The organism is Rhizobium oryzihabitans (assembly GCF_010669145.1).
In the GTDB taxonomy this organism is placed as follows: Bacteria; Pseudomonadota; Alphaproteobacteria; order Rhizobiales; family Rhizobiaceae; genus Agrobacterium; species Agrobacterium oryzihabitans.
In genome coordinates, this window is the sequence record NZ_CP048635.1 from 1,788,130 (window position 1) to 1,803,752 (window position 15,623).

10 protein-coding genes are annotated in these 15,623 nt (G+C 52.8%); 8 read left to right on the top strand and 2 right to left on the bottom strand.

What is annotated here, in order from left to right; all coding sequences use genetic code 11:
* The first annotated feature begins 239 nt into the window (after positions 1-239).
* From G3A56_RS24830 to G3A56_RS24860, 7 genes are read left to right on the top strand one after another with little or no spacing between them, the layout of a single operon-like run.
* Entirely contained in the window at positions 240-1,220 is a 981-nt protein-coding gene (locus G3A56_RS24830) for an NAD-dependent epimerase/dehydratase family protein (protein WP_082184806.1), read from the top strand.
* Between the two features lie 28 nt (positions 1,221-1,248).
* Positions 1,249-2,607: a UDP-glucose dehydrogenase family protein gene (locus tag G3A56_RS24835; RefSeq protein ID WP_082184805.1), complete on the top strand. Its 1,359-nt coding sequence runs from the start codon at positions 1,249-1,251 to the stop codon at positions 2,605-2,607.
* Entirely contained in the window at positions 2,604-4,451 is a 1,848-nt protein-coding gene (locus tag G3A56_RS24840) for a hypothetical protein (protein WP_082184804.1), read from the top strand. The genes G3A56_RS24835 and G3A56_RS24840 overlap by 4 nt, the downstream gene beginning before the upstream one ends.
* Positions 4,448-5,899, top strand: a complete 1,452-nt coding sequence (locus G3A56_RS24845) for an FkbM family methyltransferase (protein WP_082184803.1) — start codon at positions 4,448-4,450, stop codon at positions 5,897-5,899. The genes G3A56_RS24840 and G3A56_RS24845 overlap by 4 nt, the downstream gene beginning before the upstream one ends.
* Before the next feature lie 3 nt (positions 5,900-5,902).
* Positions 5,903-6,472 carry an NUDIX hydrolase gene (locus G3A56_RS24850; protein ID WP_082184802.1) on the top strand — a complete coding sequence of 190 codons (570 nt, stop codon included), beginning with the start codon at positions 5,903-5,905 and terminating at the stop codon, positions 6,470-6,472.
* Positions 6,390-8,480 (top strand): class I SAM-dependent methyltransferase, encoded by a 2,091-nt coding sequence (locus tag G3A56_RS24855; RefSeq protein ID WP_082184801.1) that lies wholly within the window; start codon positions 6,390-6,392, stop codon positions 8,478-8,480. Before G3A56_RS24850 ends, G3A56_RS24855 begins: the two co-directional genes overlap by 83 nt.
* A complete protein-coding gene (locus G3A56_RS24860) occupies positions 8,455-10,548 on the top strand; it encodes an NAD(+) synthase (protein ID WP_003499365.1) in 2,094 nt (697 codons plus the stop codon). Before G3A56_RS24855 ends, G3A56_RS24860 begins: the two co-directional genes overlap by 26 nt.
* 92 nt (positions 10,549-10,640) lie before the next feature.
* Here the strand turns inward: G3A56_RS24860 and G3A56_RS24865 are convergent, their stop codons facing one another.
* Together G3A56_RS24865 and G3A56_RS24870 are read right to left on the bottom strand one after the other, a co-directional pair.
* On the bottom strand, positions 10,641-12,071 hold the full coding sequence (locus tag G3A56_RS24865) for a mannose-1-phosphate guanylyltransferase/mannose-6-phosphate isomerase (RefSeq protein WP_082184800.1): 1,431 nt from the start codon (positions 12,069-12,071) through the stop codon (positions 10,641-10,643).
* 40 nt (positions 12,072-12,111) lie between these two features.
* Positions 12,112-13,875 (bottom strand): ABC transporter ATP-binding protein, encoded by a 1,764-nt coding sequence (locus G3A56_RS24870; protein WP_003499367.1) that lies wholly within the window; start codon positions 13,873-13,875, stop codon positions 12,112-12,114.
* A gap of 474 nt (positions 13,876-14,349) precedes the next feature.
* Between G3A56_RS24870 and G3A56_RS24875 the strand changes: the two genes are divergently transcribed.
* Entirely contained in the window at positions 14,350-15,621 is a 1,272-nt protein-coding gene (locus tag G3A56_RS24875; RefSeq protein WP_003499369.1) for a glycosyltransferase, read from the top strand.
* Positions 15,622-15,623 lie beyond the last annotated feature (2 nt).

The following is a 15,623-nucleotide window of genomic DNA, read 5'->3' on the forward strand; positions in this document are numbered from 1 at the left end:
CTGCGCTTAAACACGGGCGCAATCTTGCGATTACTCCGTCGCGCATGCCATCATCCTTGCTATGCTTTTTTAGGGCCTCCTAACGTAAAGGGCGTGGCTGTGCAATCGATTGATGTCGGTTGACGCAGAAACATTCTGAAAAAATCGGAAATAATTCGAAACCTATTGAAAACTTCCAACATAATCTGATAGCTGCTGCGGGCGCATAATTGCGGATTTTTCTTGTTGGGAAGAGACACATGAAAACGGCACTCGTCTGTGGAGCAGGTGGATTTATCGGCGCACATCTGGTCAAGCGCCTGAAGCGCGAAGGCTTTTGGGTAAGGGGGGTCGACCTCAAATACCCGGAATATGCCGCAACGGAGGCTGACGATTTCGTCATTGCAGACCTTCGGGAGCAATCCAATTGTCGTGCGGTGATCGATCGCCGATTTGACGAAGTATACCAGCTTGCTGCCGATATGGGCGGCGCAGGGTATATTTTTACGGGCGAGAATGATGCCGATATCATGCATAATTCGGCTACCATCAATCTCAACGTCCTGGATGCCTGTTTTCGCCGCAACATAAAGCGGGTCTTTTACAGTTCCTCGGCCTGCATGTATCCCGAACATAATCAGACGGACCCGAATGCTCCGGTAACGCGGGAAGACAGCGCTTATCCGGCAAATCCGGACAGCGAATATGGCTGGGAAAAACTGTTTTCCGAGCGTCTTTATCTCGCTTATAACCGCAACCATGGCATGGAATGCCGTGTCGCGCGTTATCATAATATCTTCGGTCCGGAAGGATCCTGGGTCGGAGGACGCGAGAAGGCGCCGGCGGCGCTCTGCCGCAAGGTCGCAGAGGCCGAATCCGGCGGTGCAATCGAAATTTGGGGCGACGGCCTGCAGACACGGTCGTTCCTCTTCGTCGATGAGTGCCTTGAGGCAACTCTGCGGCTGACTCGATGCGAAACTTTCGCCGGGCCGGTGAATATTGGCTCGGAAGAAATGGTTTCGATCAATGAACTTGCCCGGATTACGATGCGGGTTGCCGACAAGAATCTCGAAATTCGCAATATCCCTGGCCCGCAAGGTGTACGTGGGCGCAATTCCCATAATGACCTCATTCGGGAGAAGCTGGGATGGGAGCCAAGCCTTACGCTTGAGCAGGGCCTGGCCCGCACCTATCCCTGGATTGCGTGCCAGGCTGAGCTTGCGCGTGGAAAAAACAAGTGACGGCCAACGGCCCGATCCGTAGCGAGATATGAAGATGAAGCCGAAACTCTCCGTTATAGGCCTGGGTAAACTTGGTGCGCCCATGCTTGCCGTTTTTGCCAAAAAGGGCTTTGACGTCATTGGTATGGATTTGAATTCCGCATTCGTGGATTCAATCAATCGTGGTGTAGCGCCAGTTCCCGAGCCGCAACTCCAGGCGTTGATCACCGAGCATGGTGAGCGCATTCGGGCGACGACCGACATGCGGGAGGCAGTGCTTTCGTCGGACGTCACTTTCATCATCGTCCCGACGCCAAGTGGGCCGGACCGATTTTTCCGCAATGATTATGTGATCTCCGCTCTTGAGAGCATCGGTGCCGCATTGCATGACAAGATCGGCTATCACAATGTGGTTGTCACTTCCACTGTTATGCCTGGTTCTACGGGCGGTGTTCTGAGGCAAACGCTTGAGCGTGCATCGGGTCGCACAGTGGGTTCGGACCTCGGTTTGTGCTATAATCCGGAGTTCATCGCGCTCGGTACTGTCGTTCGCGACATGCTTTATCCAGACATGATTCTCATTGGCGAAAGCGACCCCAAGGCCGGGGATATGCTCGAGAGCGTCTACCGTGGCTCGACGGAGAGCGGTCCCGAATTCCAGCGCATGAACTGGGTCAATGCGGAACTTTGCAAGATCGCCGTCAACACCTACGTAACCACCAAGATCAGCTATGCGAACATGATCGCAGACATGTGCGACCATCTCGATGGTGCAGATGCAGACGTGGTGACGGATGCTCTCGGTGCGGATAGCCGTATCGGAAAGAAATACATCAAGGGAGCCATCGGTTATGGTGGTCCCTGTTTCCCGCGTGATAACAAGGCATTTGCTGCACTTGGACGCAGCTTGGGCGCACGTACGGACCTTGCAGAAGCGACTGATGTGATCAATGATCATCAGACCGAACGTCTTGTGCGGGCCATATCAGCATCGGCTGATCCAGGGGCGCAAGTTGCGATTCTCGGCCTCTCCTATAAGCCGGAAACGCCGGTGATTGAGGAAAGCCAGGGACTGGCGCTCGCCCACAAGCTGATTAGCATAGGTTATCGTGTGCGGATTACGGATCCGCAAGCGCTTGTCAGCCTTCCGGATCAAATTGCCGACGGCATTGTGATCAAGATGGATGCAGAAAGCGCCATGGCGGGAGCAGATGTGGTTGCCATTGTGACGCCGTGGAAAGCCTATCGCAATCTCGATATAGCGGCGGCGGGGCCTAAGGCGGTCATTGACCCGTGGCGCGTCGTTGACGCCGCAAAGCTCTCAGCCGCAATAACGCTGATCAGACCTGGTATGGGGGATTGGCTCTCAGATGCGGCAGCGGCGAAACACAACCGGGTAATGCCATGATATCGATCGTTCTCTACGGAAGGAACGATAGCTACGGCTATAATCTCCACAAGCGGGCTGCTCTCAGCCTGAATTGCATGGCGGAAGTACTGACTGACGAAAATGATGAAATTCTTTTCGTCGACTACAACACGCCGGACGATTTCCCGACCTTCCCGGAGGCGATCTGTGACACGTTGACGGATCGTGCGAAACGTCTTTTGCGGATTATCCGCATAAGGCCCAGCCTTCATAATCAGCTTTTCGCATCCCGTACGCATCTGAAGGCCCTTGAACCCATTTCGCGCAACGCTGCGGTCAGACGGTCCAATCCTGCAAACCGCTGGATACTGTCGACAAACACGGACATGATATTCGTTCCGCGGGGGTCGCAGTCCCTCTCGGAGCAGCTGGCGGGACTGAAGGACGGGTTTTACTGCACGCCTCGTTTCGAGATACCTGAAACACTATGGGAGAGCTTCGACCGGCTTGATCCGGCTGGGGTTATAGCTGAAACGCGTGCGGTGGGAGAGAACCTCCATCTCAACGAAATTGTCTACGGCGCTGACTCCATTCTTTATGATGCACCTGGCGACTTTCAGCTCATGAGGCGTGAAGATCTCTTTAGTATCCACGGATTTGATGAGCAGATGCTCTTAGGGTGGCACGTCGACTCAAATATTTCGAAGCGGCTTGTAATGCTTCATGGAAAAGTCAGCGATGCCGTGCCTGCGGTTTTTGGTTATCATTGTGATCACACTCGTCAGACAACTCCAATGCACGCGCACAAGAGTGTGGAGAATGATCCCGAGAGATTTATTAATAGGGTAGCGCAGCCTGACATTCCTGAGCAGTCAGAGTTTTGGGGGCTGAACGGAATAGATTTGGAAGAAATCCGCCTGACGGATACGATAAATACTGCGTATCGTAGTGCTCTTGCAGAAGCGATAGGCACGCCGCTCAAGCAGCCGTTGGAAGCGAGATATCGTTCAGAATCCTATGATCGCGAAATCGGTACGCCGGAACACGTTTTGCCATTTCTCGTCGATCTATTTGCGAATGCTCCGCGAGAAACGCGAGTTGTCTGGATCGGCCTACAGGACCAAGTGCTTACTCTATTCAGCCGTTGTTGGGACAAACTTGGTTTCTCCAATCGAGTGACGGTGTGGCAAGCAGGTTCGGAATCTTCGGCCACACTTACTCAAGCTGATGCGTTTGTTATCAATTTTGGTTTGCCGGATAAGGCTGAAGGAGAAGATCTTACTAGCGTTCTCAATGGATTTTTTGCTGCAATAGGCGCCGAGCATAAGCACTTGGCAGAAAAAAAGGAACCAAGGCGCTTCATTGGCGTCAACGCGGTTCATAATCGCTTTGAATCGCTGATGCAGCGTTTCATCGGTTGCGGGCGCACGCCATTTTCTGCGCGACTACGCCATGGTTATCTACTTCAGTCTATATTCAAGGAAGTGGATGATTGGACTTCAGAAATGCGCGCTGGTGCGGCGGGTACCCGGGAAAAGGATGTTATCCGCTCGAACGACGAAGTCGGTCACATTTTTTTCGGGCCTTATGCCCATCTGCCTCCTGGAAACTATCGCATAGATTTGACGTTGTCCCGACGCTGGGATCACTCGTGGAAATGCAGACTCAACCTCGATCTGATTCAAGGTGAAAGAGTTGTTTACGAAACGAAAGTGAATATCCTCGGAGGGAAAGCGACGGTTAGGTTACCGCTGCATGTTGCTCCGCGGGATATATTGCTTCCCTTACAGGTTCGCCTCCACTCGTCCGGAAAGGCGCGAATAACTCTCGAAGGTGTGCTGATCGAGCGTACTTCTAAGCTCGCGGAGGATTGGTCTGCATGACGCTATCTGCTTTCCGTCACAGTTCTTCTTTCTTGCTTGAATGTAAGAAGCGGGGCCTCCTCGAAAATCTGAACCTTTCTTTGCTCGATGTTGGTTGCAGTGGCGGAATCGATAGCTTTTGGGATCAGTTTGGCGAGAGTTTCCGTGCGGTTGGTTTTGACCCATTGGTTTCAGAAGTGGATCGATTGAATGCCGAGGTCGGGACCGAGCGGGATATTCGCTACGTTGCTGCGTGGGTTGGGAATGGGGCCCGGCCCCTTCCTCTCTCGGTTCGAATAGATACAGAGCCAAAAAGAGGGGCTTCAAGCGCATTTGTGCTGAGTAGTGCGCATCGAGCATCAGAGAAGACCGGTCTTTCCTTTACTGCGGATGTTTTTAATCGCGGAGCGGAGCTACGGTTTGCCGACCAACGCCTTTCTCTTGACGAGTGGCTGGCCGCGAATGAGTTTGGGCGTGTTGACGTGGTTAAATGCGACGTCGATGGATTTGATTTCGAAGTTTTTGTCGGCGCTCAAGACCTTCTTTCGGGGCCAAAGCGTCCGCTTGCTTTAATTACCGAAGCCCAACTACACGAGATGCGCGATCGACATGGCACTGTTTGGGGTGACCTTGACAGGCTCTTGCGTGATCACGGTTATCGCTTATTTGACGTGGATGTTCATCGTTATACGCGGGGCGCATTGCCGGGACGATTTGCAATCCCAATTTTTGCCCAAACAGTTGATGGGCCGGTGATGTTTTGTGACGCGCTTTACATGCTCGACCCTGTCATGGATCCAGAAGTGATGGACGAGTTGGTCGAGCAAGGCGATACAACTGTTTTTCTTAAGCTTATTTTTTTGTATGAGACATTTGGGCTGTCCGATTGCGCAGCCGCCTTAATAGTTGCGTTGCGAGAAAGAGATATTTCCGTAGCTGGTCTGGATGATAGCTGGGCGCTTGACGCGCTCGTTCCGCCGAACCCCTATAGTGAAAACAATTATAATGGTTACTTAGGCGCTTTCGACGCAAATCCCCGCCAGCTTTTTCCCCAGAAATCGTTATCAGTGGTAGAGGAATTTGTTCCAGGAACGACAGTTGACTGGATATCGATGATGTTGCCAGGGGAAGGCTCGCGTCGCGAGGGGCTTGATATCGTTTCAGAACGGGGGGTGGGCGGCCATCTTTGTTTTGGCCCTTACCATTACCTTCCGACTGGCCGCTATGTTGCTCGGTTGCAAATTGAGACGGATGTTTCATTAGGGCAGAAGTTTTCACTTGAAGTGGTTGCCGACGAAAAAGTGGTGTCAAGCTATTCCAAATCATTGTGGATTTCAGGTTCGCATTGGCTGAAGATTCCGTTTGATATCGAAGCCGCCAACGGGGATTCTTCAGTCCAGTTACGCCTGACTGTTGGTCGTAAAGCAAAACAACGTTTGCTGCGGGTCATAATCAGGCGTGAAAGCTAAGTAATGAGTTCAAATGGTGTCACTAGCAATGCAGCGCCCTGGAAGGTGGTTAAAACTCACACCGTTCATGATGCGCCACCATATTTAAAGCTCTCAGTGGAAACAGTTGAACTACCGGATGGCCGCATTGTCGACGACTATCACCAAGTTCACTTGCCTGATTACTCGATAGCGGTGCCTATTCTGGCGGACGGCAGTATTTTAACGTTGTGGCAATATAAGCACGGCGCACGCTGTTATTCCATGACCTTTCCGGCTGGCCATGTGGAGCCCGGTGAAGATGCCGTTGAGGCTATGCTCCGGGAGTTACGGGAAGAGACTGGTTATGTTGCGGAGCAGGCAATTGGCTTTGGCAGTTATACCGTCAGCGGAAATCAAGGCTGCGGGCGTGCGCATCTTTTTGCCCTGACGGGTTGTCGTCCTGTTGGCGTCGCTGATCATGACGATCTTGAAACTTTTGATCTCAAAGTTATGACAGTGGAGGAAATAAATGCGGCGATCGATCAGGGACATTGTGCAATCCTTCCTCAACTCGCCGTCTGGCTCGCGACCCGAGTACACTTCGGATTTTGAACAGCAACGCCCCGCCGAATCTCAACCGGGTCTCGATGTTGAAGCTCCGGCCCCTGCTATCCAGCTCGATCTGGCTCCGATTTGGACGATGGTTCCCGAGGCTGAGCCAATTCGGCTTGGTTCCTATTACGCACATATGCGAGGCTACTATCCCTATTGTGAGATGCAGACAAAACGGTGGTGCGTCCGCAATATCGGTCGCGATTGGCGTATTTTTGATGTCGGGGGCAATATCGGTTATTACTCCGCCCTTTTTGGCCGTTGTGCGCCGGAAGGTTTTGTCGTCGCGTTCGAGCCGACCGAAACATATCGGATGCTCAGGCATAATCTCGAGCTCAATGGGATTTCAAATGTCGAAGTCCGGCAGATCGCTATGGGAGAGACGGAAGGCAACCGTCGAGATGCGATATTCCGCGTATGGGGCAGCCCCGCAGAGGTAGAGGAGTTTCCTTTCTCGACAGTGGACGCGGAAATGCAGCGTCTGGAGTGGGACAGGCTTGATCTTCTTAAGGTTGATGTGGACAGTTTCGATCTCGAAGTGTTGAAAGGGTCTCTTCAGACACTCGATAAATTTAACCCTTGGGTTCTTGTGGAACTCAACCACGCGTTGGCGGAAAGAAAGCAGAGCGTCTCGCAAGCACTCGAGTGGTTGGCATCAGTCGGCTATCACGAGGCTCTCGTGATGGATGGTGAAAATTTCCTCTTGCGTCGTCCTGAAGGCGTACCTGTTGCCGTTGATGGACTGAGGCTTATACATGAACGGGAGCCTGTCTATGTTTCGCCGGTTATTGTCGCGACAGCCGCATCAGCAGCTGACGTTGCTGCTACATTCGAGTCGGCTGGTGCGGGTGTTGTGGATGAGGAAACTGGTGATCTGATTATTGATGCACCTGCCTGGGGTTATGGCCTGATCTGGAAAGTGCAACCAGTTTGTGAAGGGCCGGCAATCGTGCGCTTGTCGGTCGGCGTGTCCGGCGCAGATATTGGAGTTCTTTGCGTAAGAGAAGGTTTTTCAGAACTCATCGGATCGGAAGCTTTTGTGCTCCCAGGTGGGGAAACGACCGTTGCTATAGCTCTTGATAACGTTGAGGACCTGCGCGGTATTGTTATCAGAAAGGGTCCTACGCTGCCAGGCGTGGCGAGAGTAAGTTTCAGTGAGCCAGTTGTGCTGCAAGCCGAAGCTCGGCGCAACACGACACCGTCGCCTTCGATGAATCCCTTACAAAAAGAGATCGCCTTGAGTGAGGCCGCCAAGGGTCTCCCCTCATTGAGTTTCGATGAGCCTAAAGACAAACTCGAAATTGTTGACGCTCATATGTTGGGAGAACGCCTCGGTTTGGATTGCTCGTTCCGTGCTCCGATAAACCTCGTTAACATGCCGCTTACGCAGTTTCGCATGGAAGTGCATGATGCGAAGTTGTTGCAGCAACTGTACCGTGCCTTTCGCCCAAAGCATCATCTCGAATTTGGAACCTGGGAGGGGTTTGGTGCGCGGCTTTGCTTACAGCATTCCGAAGCACACGTGTGGACACTCAATCTTCCCGAAGGGGAAAAGGATGCCGAGGGGCGTTCTTTGTATTCGGACGCATCGGGCGTTACGGATGGTGGAAATCGAATAGGGCGCCTTTATCGCGAAGCAGGACTGGCTTCTCGGGCCACGCAGTTGCTGATGGACAGCAGAGAGTTCGATACCTCGGCTTTCGATAGCGATTTCTTCGACACCGTCCTGATCGACGGTGGTCACACGGCTGATGTAGTGGCCAACGACACTGCAAAGGCCTTGCAGGTGGTTCGGCCCGGCGGGCTTGTCATGTGGCATGATTTTTGTCCGGATCCTTCGATTCTGGCGGAGCAAAGCGCTGCGCAGGGCGTCGTCGAAGCGGTTTTGCTGAATTGGAAACAATGGCGCCCGCGATTTTCCTCCTTATTTTGGGTGCGCCCCTCCTGGCTTCTCATCGGAGTAGTTGCTGATGGCGGCATGAATGCAAGTGAACACAATGATGCGTAATAAACAGGTTATATCCACGACTTTCGCTTCGGCTTACGCGCAGGGCTTTCTTCGTTGTGCCGTTGCGTCACATCTGGTCTCGCCCGCCTCGCCTTTGGCGAATGCTGCAGCCACAATACCGCTATTGGAGGCAGCGAACGAACAGTCGGTTGGTCTTCTTGTCCTCCCCGAGCTCGGCTTGACCGGTTATTCGATTGATGATCTTCTGCATCAGCAAACGCTGCTTGATGAGGCGGAAGCAGCTCTCGAATTGCTGCGGAAGCGCACCGAGACGCTTATGCCTCTGATTCTGGTAGGAATGCCGGTGCGCTGGCAAGGGCACCTTCTTAATTGCGCGGTTGTGCTGCATCGCGGTCGTCTTTTGGGCATCGTCCCTAAAACCTATCTGCCGAATTATCGCGAATTTTATGAGGCAAGGCACTTCGCATCAGGAGCAATCGTTGAAAGAGGTGCGACAATTGAGCTTTTGGGGGCAACGGTTCCGATCGGTACGGACCTCTTGTTTGCTGCGCAGGATATAGAGAATTTCGTGCTGGCGATTGAGATTTGCGAGGACGTCTGGGTGCCGACACCACCTTCGTCCCTAGCTGCACTTGCGGGCGCTACTGTTATTGCAAACCTTTCAGCTTCCAATGCAATTATCGGCAAGTCCGCCGAACGTCACGCGTTATGCCGCGTGCAATCCGCTCGCTGCAATGCCGCATATCTCTATTCCGCGGCAGGATTTGGTGAATCAACCACCGATCTCGCTTGGGACGGCCATGCAATGATCTATGAAGCTGGAACTCTTCTGGCAGAATCCGAGCGGTTTTCTACAAGCGCCGGCATGATTGTCACGGATATCGACCTTGAACTTCTGGCAGCGGAAAGGTTGCGGAATGGTAGCCTTGTCGCGAATCGGCGTGACCTTGCACCAAAAGATTATCGGCATATCGGTTTTCATCTTCAGCCCTCCGCAAACGATATTGGCTTGCAGCGGAAAATTGCCCGCTTTCCTTTCGTTCCAGATGACAAAAGCCAGCTTGATGCTCTCTGCGAGGAAGCTTTTCAGATACAGTCTCAAGGCCTTGCCCGTCGTTTGAAGGCCAGTGGCATCGAACGCGTGGTTATAGGCGTTTCCGGTGGACTGGATAGTTCTCACGCCCTTCTGGTTGCGCTCCACGCCATGGATTTGTTGAAGCTACCTCGCTCCAATGTTCTTGCCTGGACTCTCCCAGCTTTCGCGACAACCAACACCACGAAATCAAATGCGTGGCGCTTGATGCGGGCTTTGGGGGTGACAGCTGATGAAATCGACGTAGGTCCGGCTTCGATGCAGATGTTGAGAGATATCGGTCATCCTGCCGCCGAAGGTGAAAAAATTTACGATATCACCTTTGAAAATGTTCAGGCGGGAGCCCGGACCTCGCTTCTTTTCCGGCTGGCAAACCGGCACAACGCAATTGTCCTTGGCACGGGTGATCTCTCCGAGCTTGCTCTCGGATGGGCTACATATGGCGTGGGTGATCACATGAGTCACTACAATGTCAATTGCTCGGTTCCTAAGACTCTTATTCAACATCTTATTCGATGGGTGGCGGCGCGCGGCCTTTACGGTGAGGAAGCATCCGAAGTTCTTCGGAATATATTGTCGACCGAAATCAGCCCCGAATTGGTGCCAGGTGATGCAGAAGCACCAAGTCAGAAGACTGAAGATTTCGTGGGGCCCTATGCGCTCCAGGACTTCAATCTCTTTTACACGGTACGATATGGGATGAGGCCGTCCAAGATTGCCTTTCTTGCGTGGTACGCTTGGAAGGATGTTAAAACGGGTAACTGGCCGTCCGACTTTGCAGATACTGACCGACGAGACTATGATCTGGAGACCATCAGGTCGTGGCTGAGAGTCTTCATAAGGCGCTTTTTTCAAACGAGCCAGTTCAAGCGTAGCGCAGTTCCAAATGGTCCGAAAACCAGCTCCGGTGGCTCGTTGTCTCCACGGGGGGACTGGCGCATGCCTTCGGACGCATCGGCAGATGCCTGGTTACGTGAACTTGACACGGCGCTTGCGCCACTGCCTAAGGGTTAGAAAGGCGTAGAAGATCGTTCCGCCAGGGTGCGCTGATTTATCCGGGGAGGGGAAATCCGGATCGCTGCTTTTATCCGCAGCACATCCGCTAGTCACTTCCTCTTATAATCATCCTCGATACGGATGACGTCGTCCTCGCCAATATACGCACCGGTCTGGATTTCGACCAGTTCGAGAGGGATCTGCCCCTCATTGGCAAGCCGGTGCGGCTGGCCGATCGGAATATAGACAGATTGGTTTTCCGTCAGCAGCCGGGTCTCTTCGCCAATCGTCACCGTCGCCGTTCCCTTCACGATGATCCAGTGCTCGGAACGGTGATAGTGTTTCTGGAAGGAGATGCGGTGGCCGGGATCAACCGTGATGTGGCCGACACGATAACGCTCATCGACATACATATGCTCGATATAACCCCACGGACGATAAACACGCTTGTGGCTCTGCGTTCTCGGCGCATGTTCGCCATCCTTCAGCGTCTCCACCAGCCCCTTCACATCCTGTACCCGGTTTTTCGGCACCACCAGAACCGCATCCTTGGTGGCCACCACCACCAAGTCCTTCGCGCCCACCACCGTCGTCAGCAATTGCGTGGAATGGATAAGGCAACCCTCGGAATCGATGAAGACGCCATCACCTTCGAGCGCATTGTCATTGTCGTGCTTTTCGGCGATTTCCCAGATGGCATCCCAGCTGCCAATATCCGACCAGCGGAAATGGCCGTGCACCACTGCCATGCGTTTGGTCTTTTCGATCACCGCATAGTCGATGGAGTTTTTCGGCGAGGCCTCGAAACTTGCCTGATGCAGGCGCACGAAGCCAAGGTCGCTTTCATACTGCTCGACTGCCTGGGTCACCGCCGCGAGAATCTCCGGTGCGAAGGCCTTGAGTTCGGCGATCATCACGTCGGAGCGGAACAGGAAGTTGCCGGAGTTCCAGAGATAGCCCTTTTCCAGATAGGAAATCGCAGTCTTCACATCCGGCTTTTCCACGAAGGCATCGACGGTGCTCAAATCTTCTTCGCCATCGATCGCCTCACCCGGCTTGATATAGCCGTAGGAGGTGCGCGGCTCGGTCGGCACCAGACCGAAAACGACGATATTGCCCTGATCGGCGGCCTTGGCGCCAAGCTTCACGGCGTCGGAAAATTTATCGGCATCCAGCACCACATGGTCGGCGGCAAGCGCCAGCACCAGACATCCGGGCTCACGACGTTCAGCCAGCACGGCGGCGGCGGCCATGGCGGCGGCGCTGTCGCGGCGGGCGGGCTCGAGAACCACAGTTGCCGGCAGGTCGATCTCTTCCGCCTGACGGCGGGCGAAGAAACGGAAATCCTCGTTGGTGATCACCAGCGGCTCGGAATAAAGCGTCTTGTCACCCACCCGCGTCAGTGTCTGCTGATAGGTCGAAAGATTGCCGACCAGCGGCTGGAACTGCTTGGGCAACTGATCGCGCGATACCGGCCAAAGCCGCGATCCCGCCCCGCCTGCAAGAAGAACCGGCGTGATCTTTCGAGAATGTGCGTCCACAACAAAACCTTTCCAACGCGGCTTTATAAATCTGCTAAATTTAAGCTACATCCGCATCGAACTGAATGCTGTGCAGGCGCTTATAGAGGCCATCCGTCGAGAGCAATTCTCGGCGACTACCCTGTTCTACAACTTCGCCATTATCCATGACGACGATTTTGTCTGCACGGTTAATAGTGGAAAGGCGATGAGCGATGACAATTGATGTCTTGTTGAGCGTGAGGCGCTCCAGAGCATCCCGGACAAGCGCTTCGGACTCGGAATCCAGAGCGCTTGTCGCCTCGTCCAGGATCAAAATATCCGCATTTCTAAGCATGGCTCGCGCGATCGCGACGCGCTGCCGCTGGCCACCGGACAGACCAGAGCCGTTTTCACCAAGTTTGGTGTCGTAACCGTCGGGCATCTTCATGATAAAGTCGTGCGCATTGGCGGCCTTGGCCGCAGCAATGATTTCTTCCTCCGTAGCGTTGTCGCGGCCGACGGAAATATTGTGCTTTACTGTGCCAGAAAACAGGAAGGTTTCCTGACCCACATAGGATACATGCTCTCGCAAACTCGCAAAGGACACGTCGCGCAAATCCGTGCCGTTGATCTCAACCGATCCATTTTGCGGGTCATAGAGGCGCATAATCAGATTTATAATTGTGGATTTACCGCTTCCTGAAGGTCCAACAAGTGCCGTCATCTTGCCCCCTTCGAAAAGGACACTGACGTCTTTCAAAACCGGCTGCCCGGAAACGTATTCGAAGCCAACGTTTTTCAGCTCCACATCGCCGCTTGCTTTTGGCAGCGGTGCGGCGTCGCTTTTCTCGCTCAAAGTCAGTGGAGCATCGAGAACCTCAAACATCATACGCACACCGATCATGCCACTTTCGATCTGGACACGCATGCGTGCAAGACGCTTTGCAGGTTCATAAGCAAGTAGCAGGGCAGTGATGAAGGCCATCAAATCGCCCGGAGAACCGCCTTTTTCGAGGACTGTATAGCCGGAAACGGCGATGACAACCGCAATCGCCAGGCCAGAGAGCGTCTCCATGATCGGGCTTGTCGCCGCTTCAAGTTTCGCTATCCCGTTTGCGCGATGCTCGACATCCGATACCGCTTTGTCCATGCGTTGGCGCATCAGCTTCTCAAGCGAGAATGCCTTGATAACGCGTACGCCTATGCTGGTCTCCTGTACGACATTGACGATTTCACCCAATGAGGCAAGTTCCGCCTCCATGATTTTGCGGACGCGCCGCAGAACAAGGCGAACACTGAGGATCGCAAGAGGACCGATAATCATTGAGATCGCACTCAGAAGAAAGTTCTGGGCAAACATCACGATTATGAGTCCGATAAGCGAAAAGAGATCGCGGACAAACGACGTTACGATCGTGTCGATGACGCTACGCGCAGCCTGAGCGTTATAGGTGACTCGAATGAGTAGCTCGGAGGAAGGCATGTTCTGAAAAAAAGAAACCCCCTGTTTCAGAAGCCGGTCGTAAATCTTGCGCTGTTGCTCCGCTACGATGCTATTACCAGCCTTGCTTAGATAATAGCTCTGCACGAAGGTGGCGAGCCCCTTGACGATGAAGATCGCGGCGACCGCGAACGCAATCTCAAGAACGACATCGAAGCCACGCTTCAGGTAAACGCTGTTAACGATATCGCGCATGATCCAGGCGCTAAGGGATGTCGTTGCGGCAACGACAACCATGGCCGCGATTGCCATGGAGTACCAGCCAACATGCTTCTTGAAGTTCTCTTTGAACAGTCGTACCAGCAGCTTCTTGTCGTTTTGCGACAAAAATGATCCGATCACAGCGATATTCCTAATTGGTGCAAAAACTGCAGTTGGCGAGTGTTATCACATCAGGCAAACAAACCCAAATCAGCGGCGTGATGTTTTGTGTAACGCTCATATATGATGCGCCCAAGTTTCATATTCAGAAAACTCAAAGCTTAACACTGGTTCCAAATGCCGCGGCACGTCTAATCCGAAATTGGTGTAGTGCACTTAAATGGGTGATCGTTAAGTGTCAATCTCCCTCCGGTGGTGGTGCCCAATGACATGGTTTTGCTGGGTACAAGATATGAGTAGTTCTTGGATTGGTTGTTGTTGTGAAACATCTAGTTTTGCACAGCCCGAAGGTTCTTGCCGTTGACAAGTGCGCTGTTCAAAATCTATATCCCAAACTAAGTGGTGGGCGATCGACAATGGCGCGGCATATAGGCCCGTAAGCTTTTGCAATCCAATGTTTTTTATGACGGATACTTCCGTCAGGCAGGACGGTAAATGCCCCAAGTTTTTTTTGATCTGTCGGAACTGTTCCTGAATTCAGGAGTGAAATTCAAATATTACGGAATTGCAAGAACCGTGATGGAGGTCGCTTATGAGCTGACCGTGGTGGATAAATCCGTAAGATATGTCATCTATTCACCGTTGCATCGTCGTTTTTTTGAAGTCTTTCCGCGCACGGGTGACGCATCGCCAACAGGTGTTCTTGATCCAAACGTTCCTTCAAGCGCAACCCCTTTGCGCCTTCGACAGAACCTTTTCGATACGAATTTTCTAAAGTCTCTGTTCTACGGCGTTGTGCGCACAATAGTTGAGCATCGCAATCGCAAACGGTGGGCAACTATTCCGGCGGGGGCCGTCCGAGAGGTCGACCTGGACGGACAGATTCTGGTCTCGCTAGGGAGGCCGAAAATCATGTCCGACTACCTCATGGCATTAAACCAACGCGGTGAAAAAGCCATCTTTATTCCGATGCTCCATGATATGATTCCGTTGCATGATTTCACACATCGGAATCAGTTTTCATTTCCGCGGAATTTCATTCACGATAACAAGGTCGCCATCGCGGCATCCGCACTGATTTTGACAAATTCTGAATTTACGGCGCGGGAGGTAGCGCATTTTTCAGATGTTGGCACATTGCCGCCAGTACCCGATGTGGTGGCAGTACCGCTTTGCAACGAGCTTCGTCAGACAGTTGAGCCGATAAACAAGAAGCCACCTCAAGATCGCTATCTGCTGGGTGTGGGCATTTATAACGGTCGCAAAAACTTGGAGTGCGTTGTTGAGGCCATGCTGGCATTGCAGAGATCCGGTGTTATTCCGCCCGCATTAGTGTTAGCTGGCGCGAGGCGAAAAAGGGTTGAAAAATTTTTAAAGCAGGAAAAGTTCCGGCCAATAGCCGACAAATTTCACTTTGTGCTTAATCCTAATCAGGCGGAATTACGTTTATTCTACGAGAATGCCTATGGCTTGGTCTTACCGAGTAGGATGGAAGGATGGGGCCTACCGATCAGTGAGGCTCTATGGTGCGGGACGCCGGCGTTTGCCGCGGATGTACCTGCCTTGCGGGAGGCAGGTGGAACGCTTGCGCTTTACTTCGATCCGGAAAAACCTGAGGAATTGGCGAGTCTGGTTAGCAAACTCTTGGCGGAGCCGGGTGAATACGCTTCACTGAAAGCGAAGATTGTTGAATTTAAGCCACAAATGCGAACATGGCGAAACGTTGCGTCAGATATACTTAAGGCAATTCAAGATAGTACAAAATGAGG

What these genes read in the sequence shown, in the direction of transcription:
- G3A56_RS24875 (WP_003499369.1), top strand. Translation starts at nt 14,350, where the DNA reads ATGCCCCAAGTTTTTTTTGATCTGTCGGAACTGTTCCTGAATTCAGGA.
- G3A56_RS24840 (WP_082184804.1), top strand. Translation starts at nt 2,604, where the DNA reads ATGATATCGATCGTTCTCTACGGAAGGAACGATAGCTACGGCTATAAT.
- G3A56_RS24855 (WP_082184801.1), top strand. Translation starts at nt 6,390, where the DNA reads ATGCGGCGATCGATCAGGGACATTGTGCAATCCTTCCTCAACTCGCCG.
- G3A56_RS24850 (WP_082184802.1), top strand. Translation starts at nt 5,903, where the DNA reads ATGAGTTCAAATGGTGTCACTAGCAATGCAGCGCCCTGGAAGGTGGTT.
- G3A56_RS24835 (WP_082184805.1), top strand. Translation starts at nt 1,249, where the DNA reads ATGAAGATGAAGCCGAAACTCTCCGTTATAGGCCTGGGTAAACTTGGT.
- G3A56_RS24860 (WP_003499365.1), top strand. Translation starts at nt 8,455, where the DNA reads ATGCAAGTGAACACAATGATGCGTAATAAACAGGTTATATCCACGACT.
- G3A56_RS24830 (WP_082184806.1), top strand. Translation starts at nt 240, where the DNA reads ATGAAAACGGCACTCGTCTGTGGAGCAGGTGGATTTATCGGCGCACAT.
- G3A56_RS24845 (WP_082184803.1), top strand. Translation starts at nt 4,448, where the DNA reads ATGACGCTATCTGCTTTCCGTCACAGTTCTTCTTTCTTGCTTGAATGT.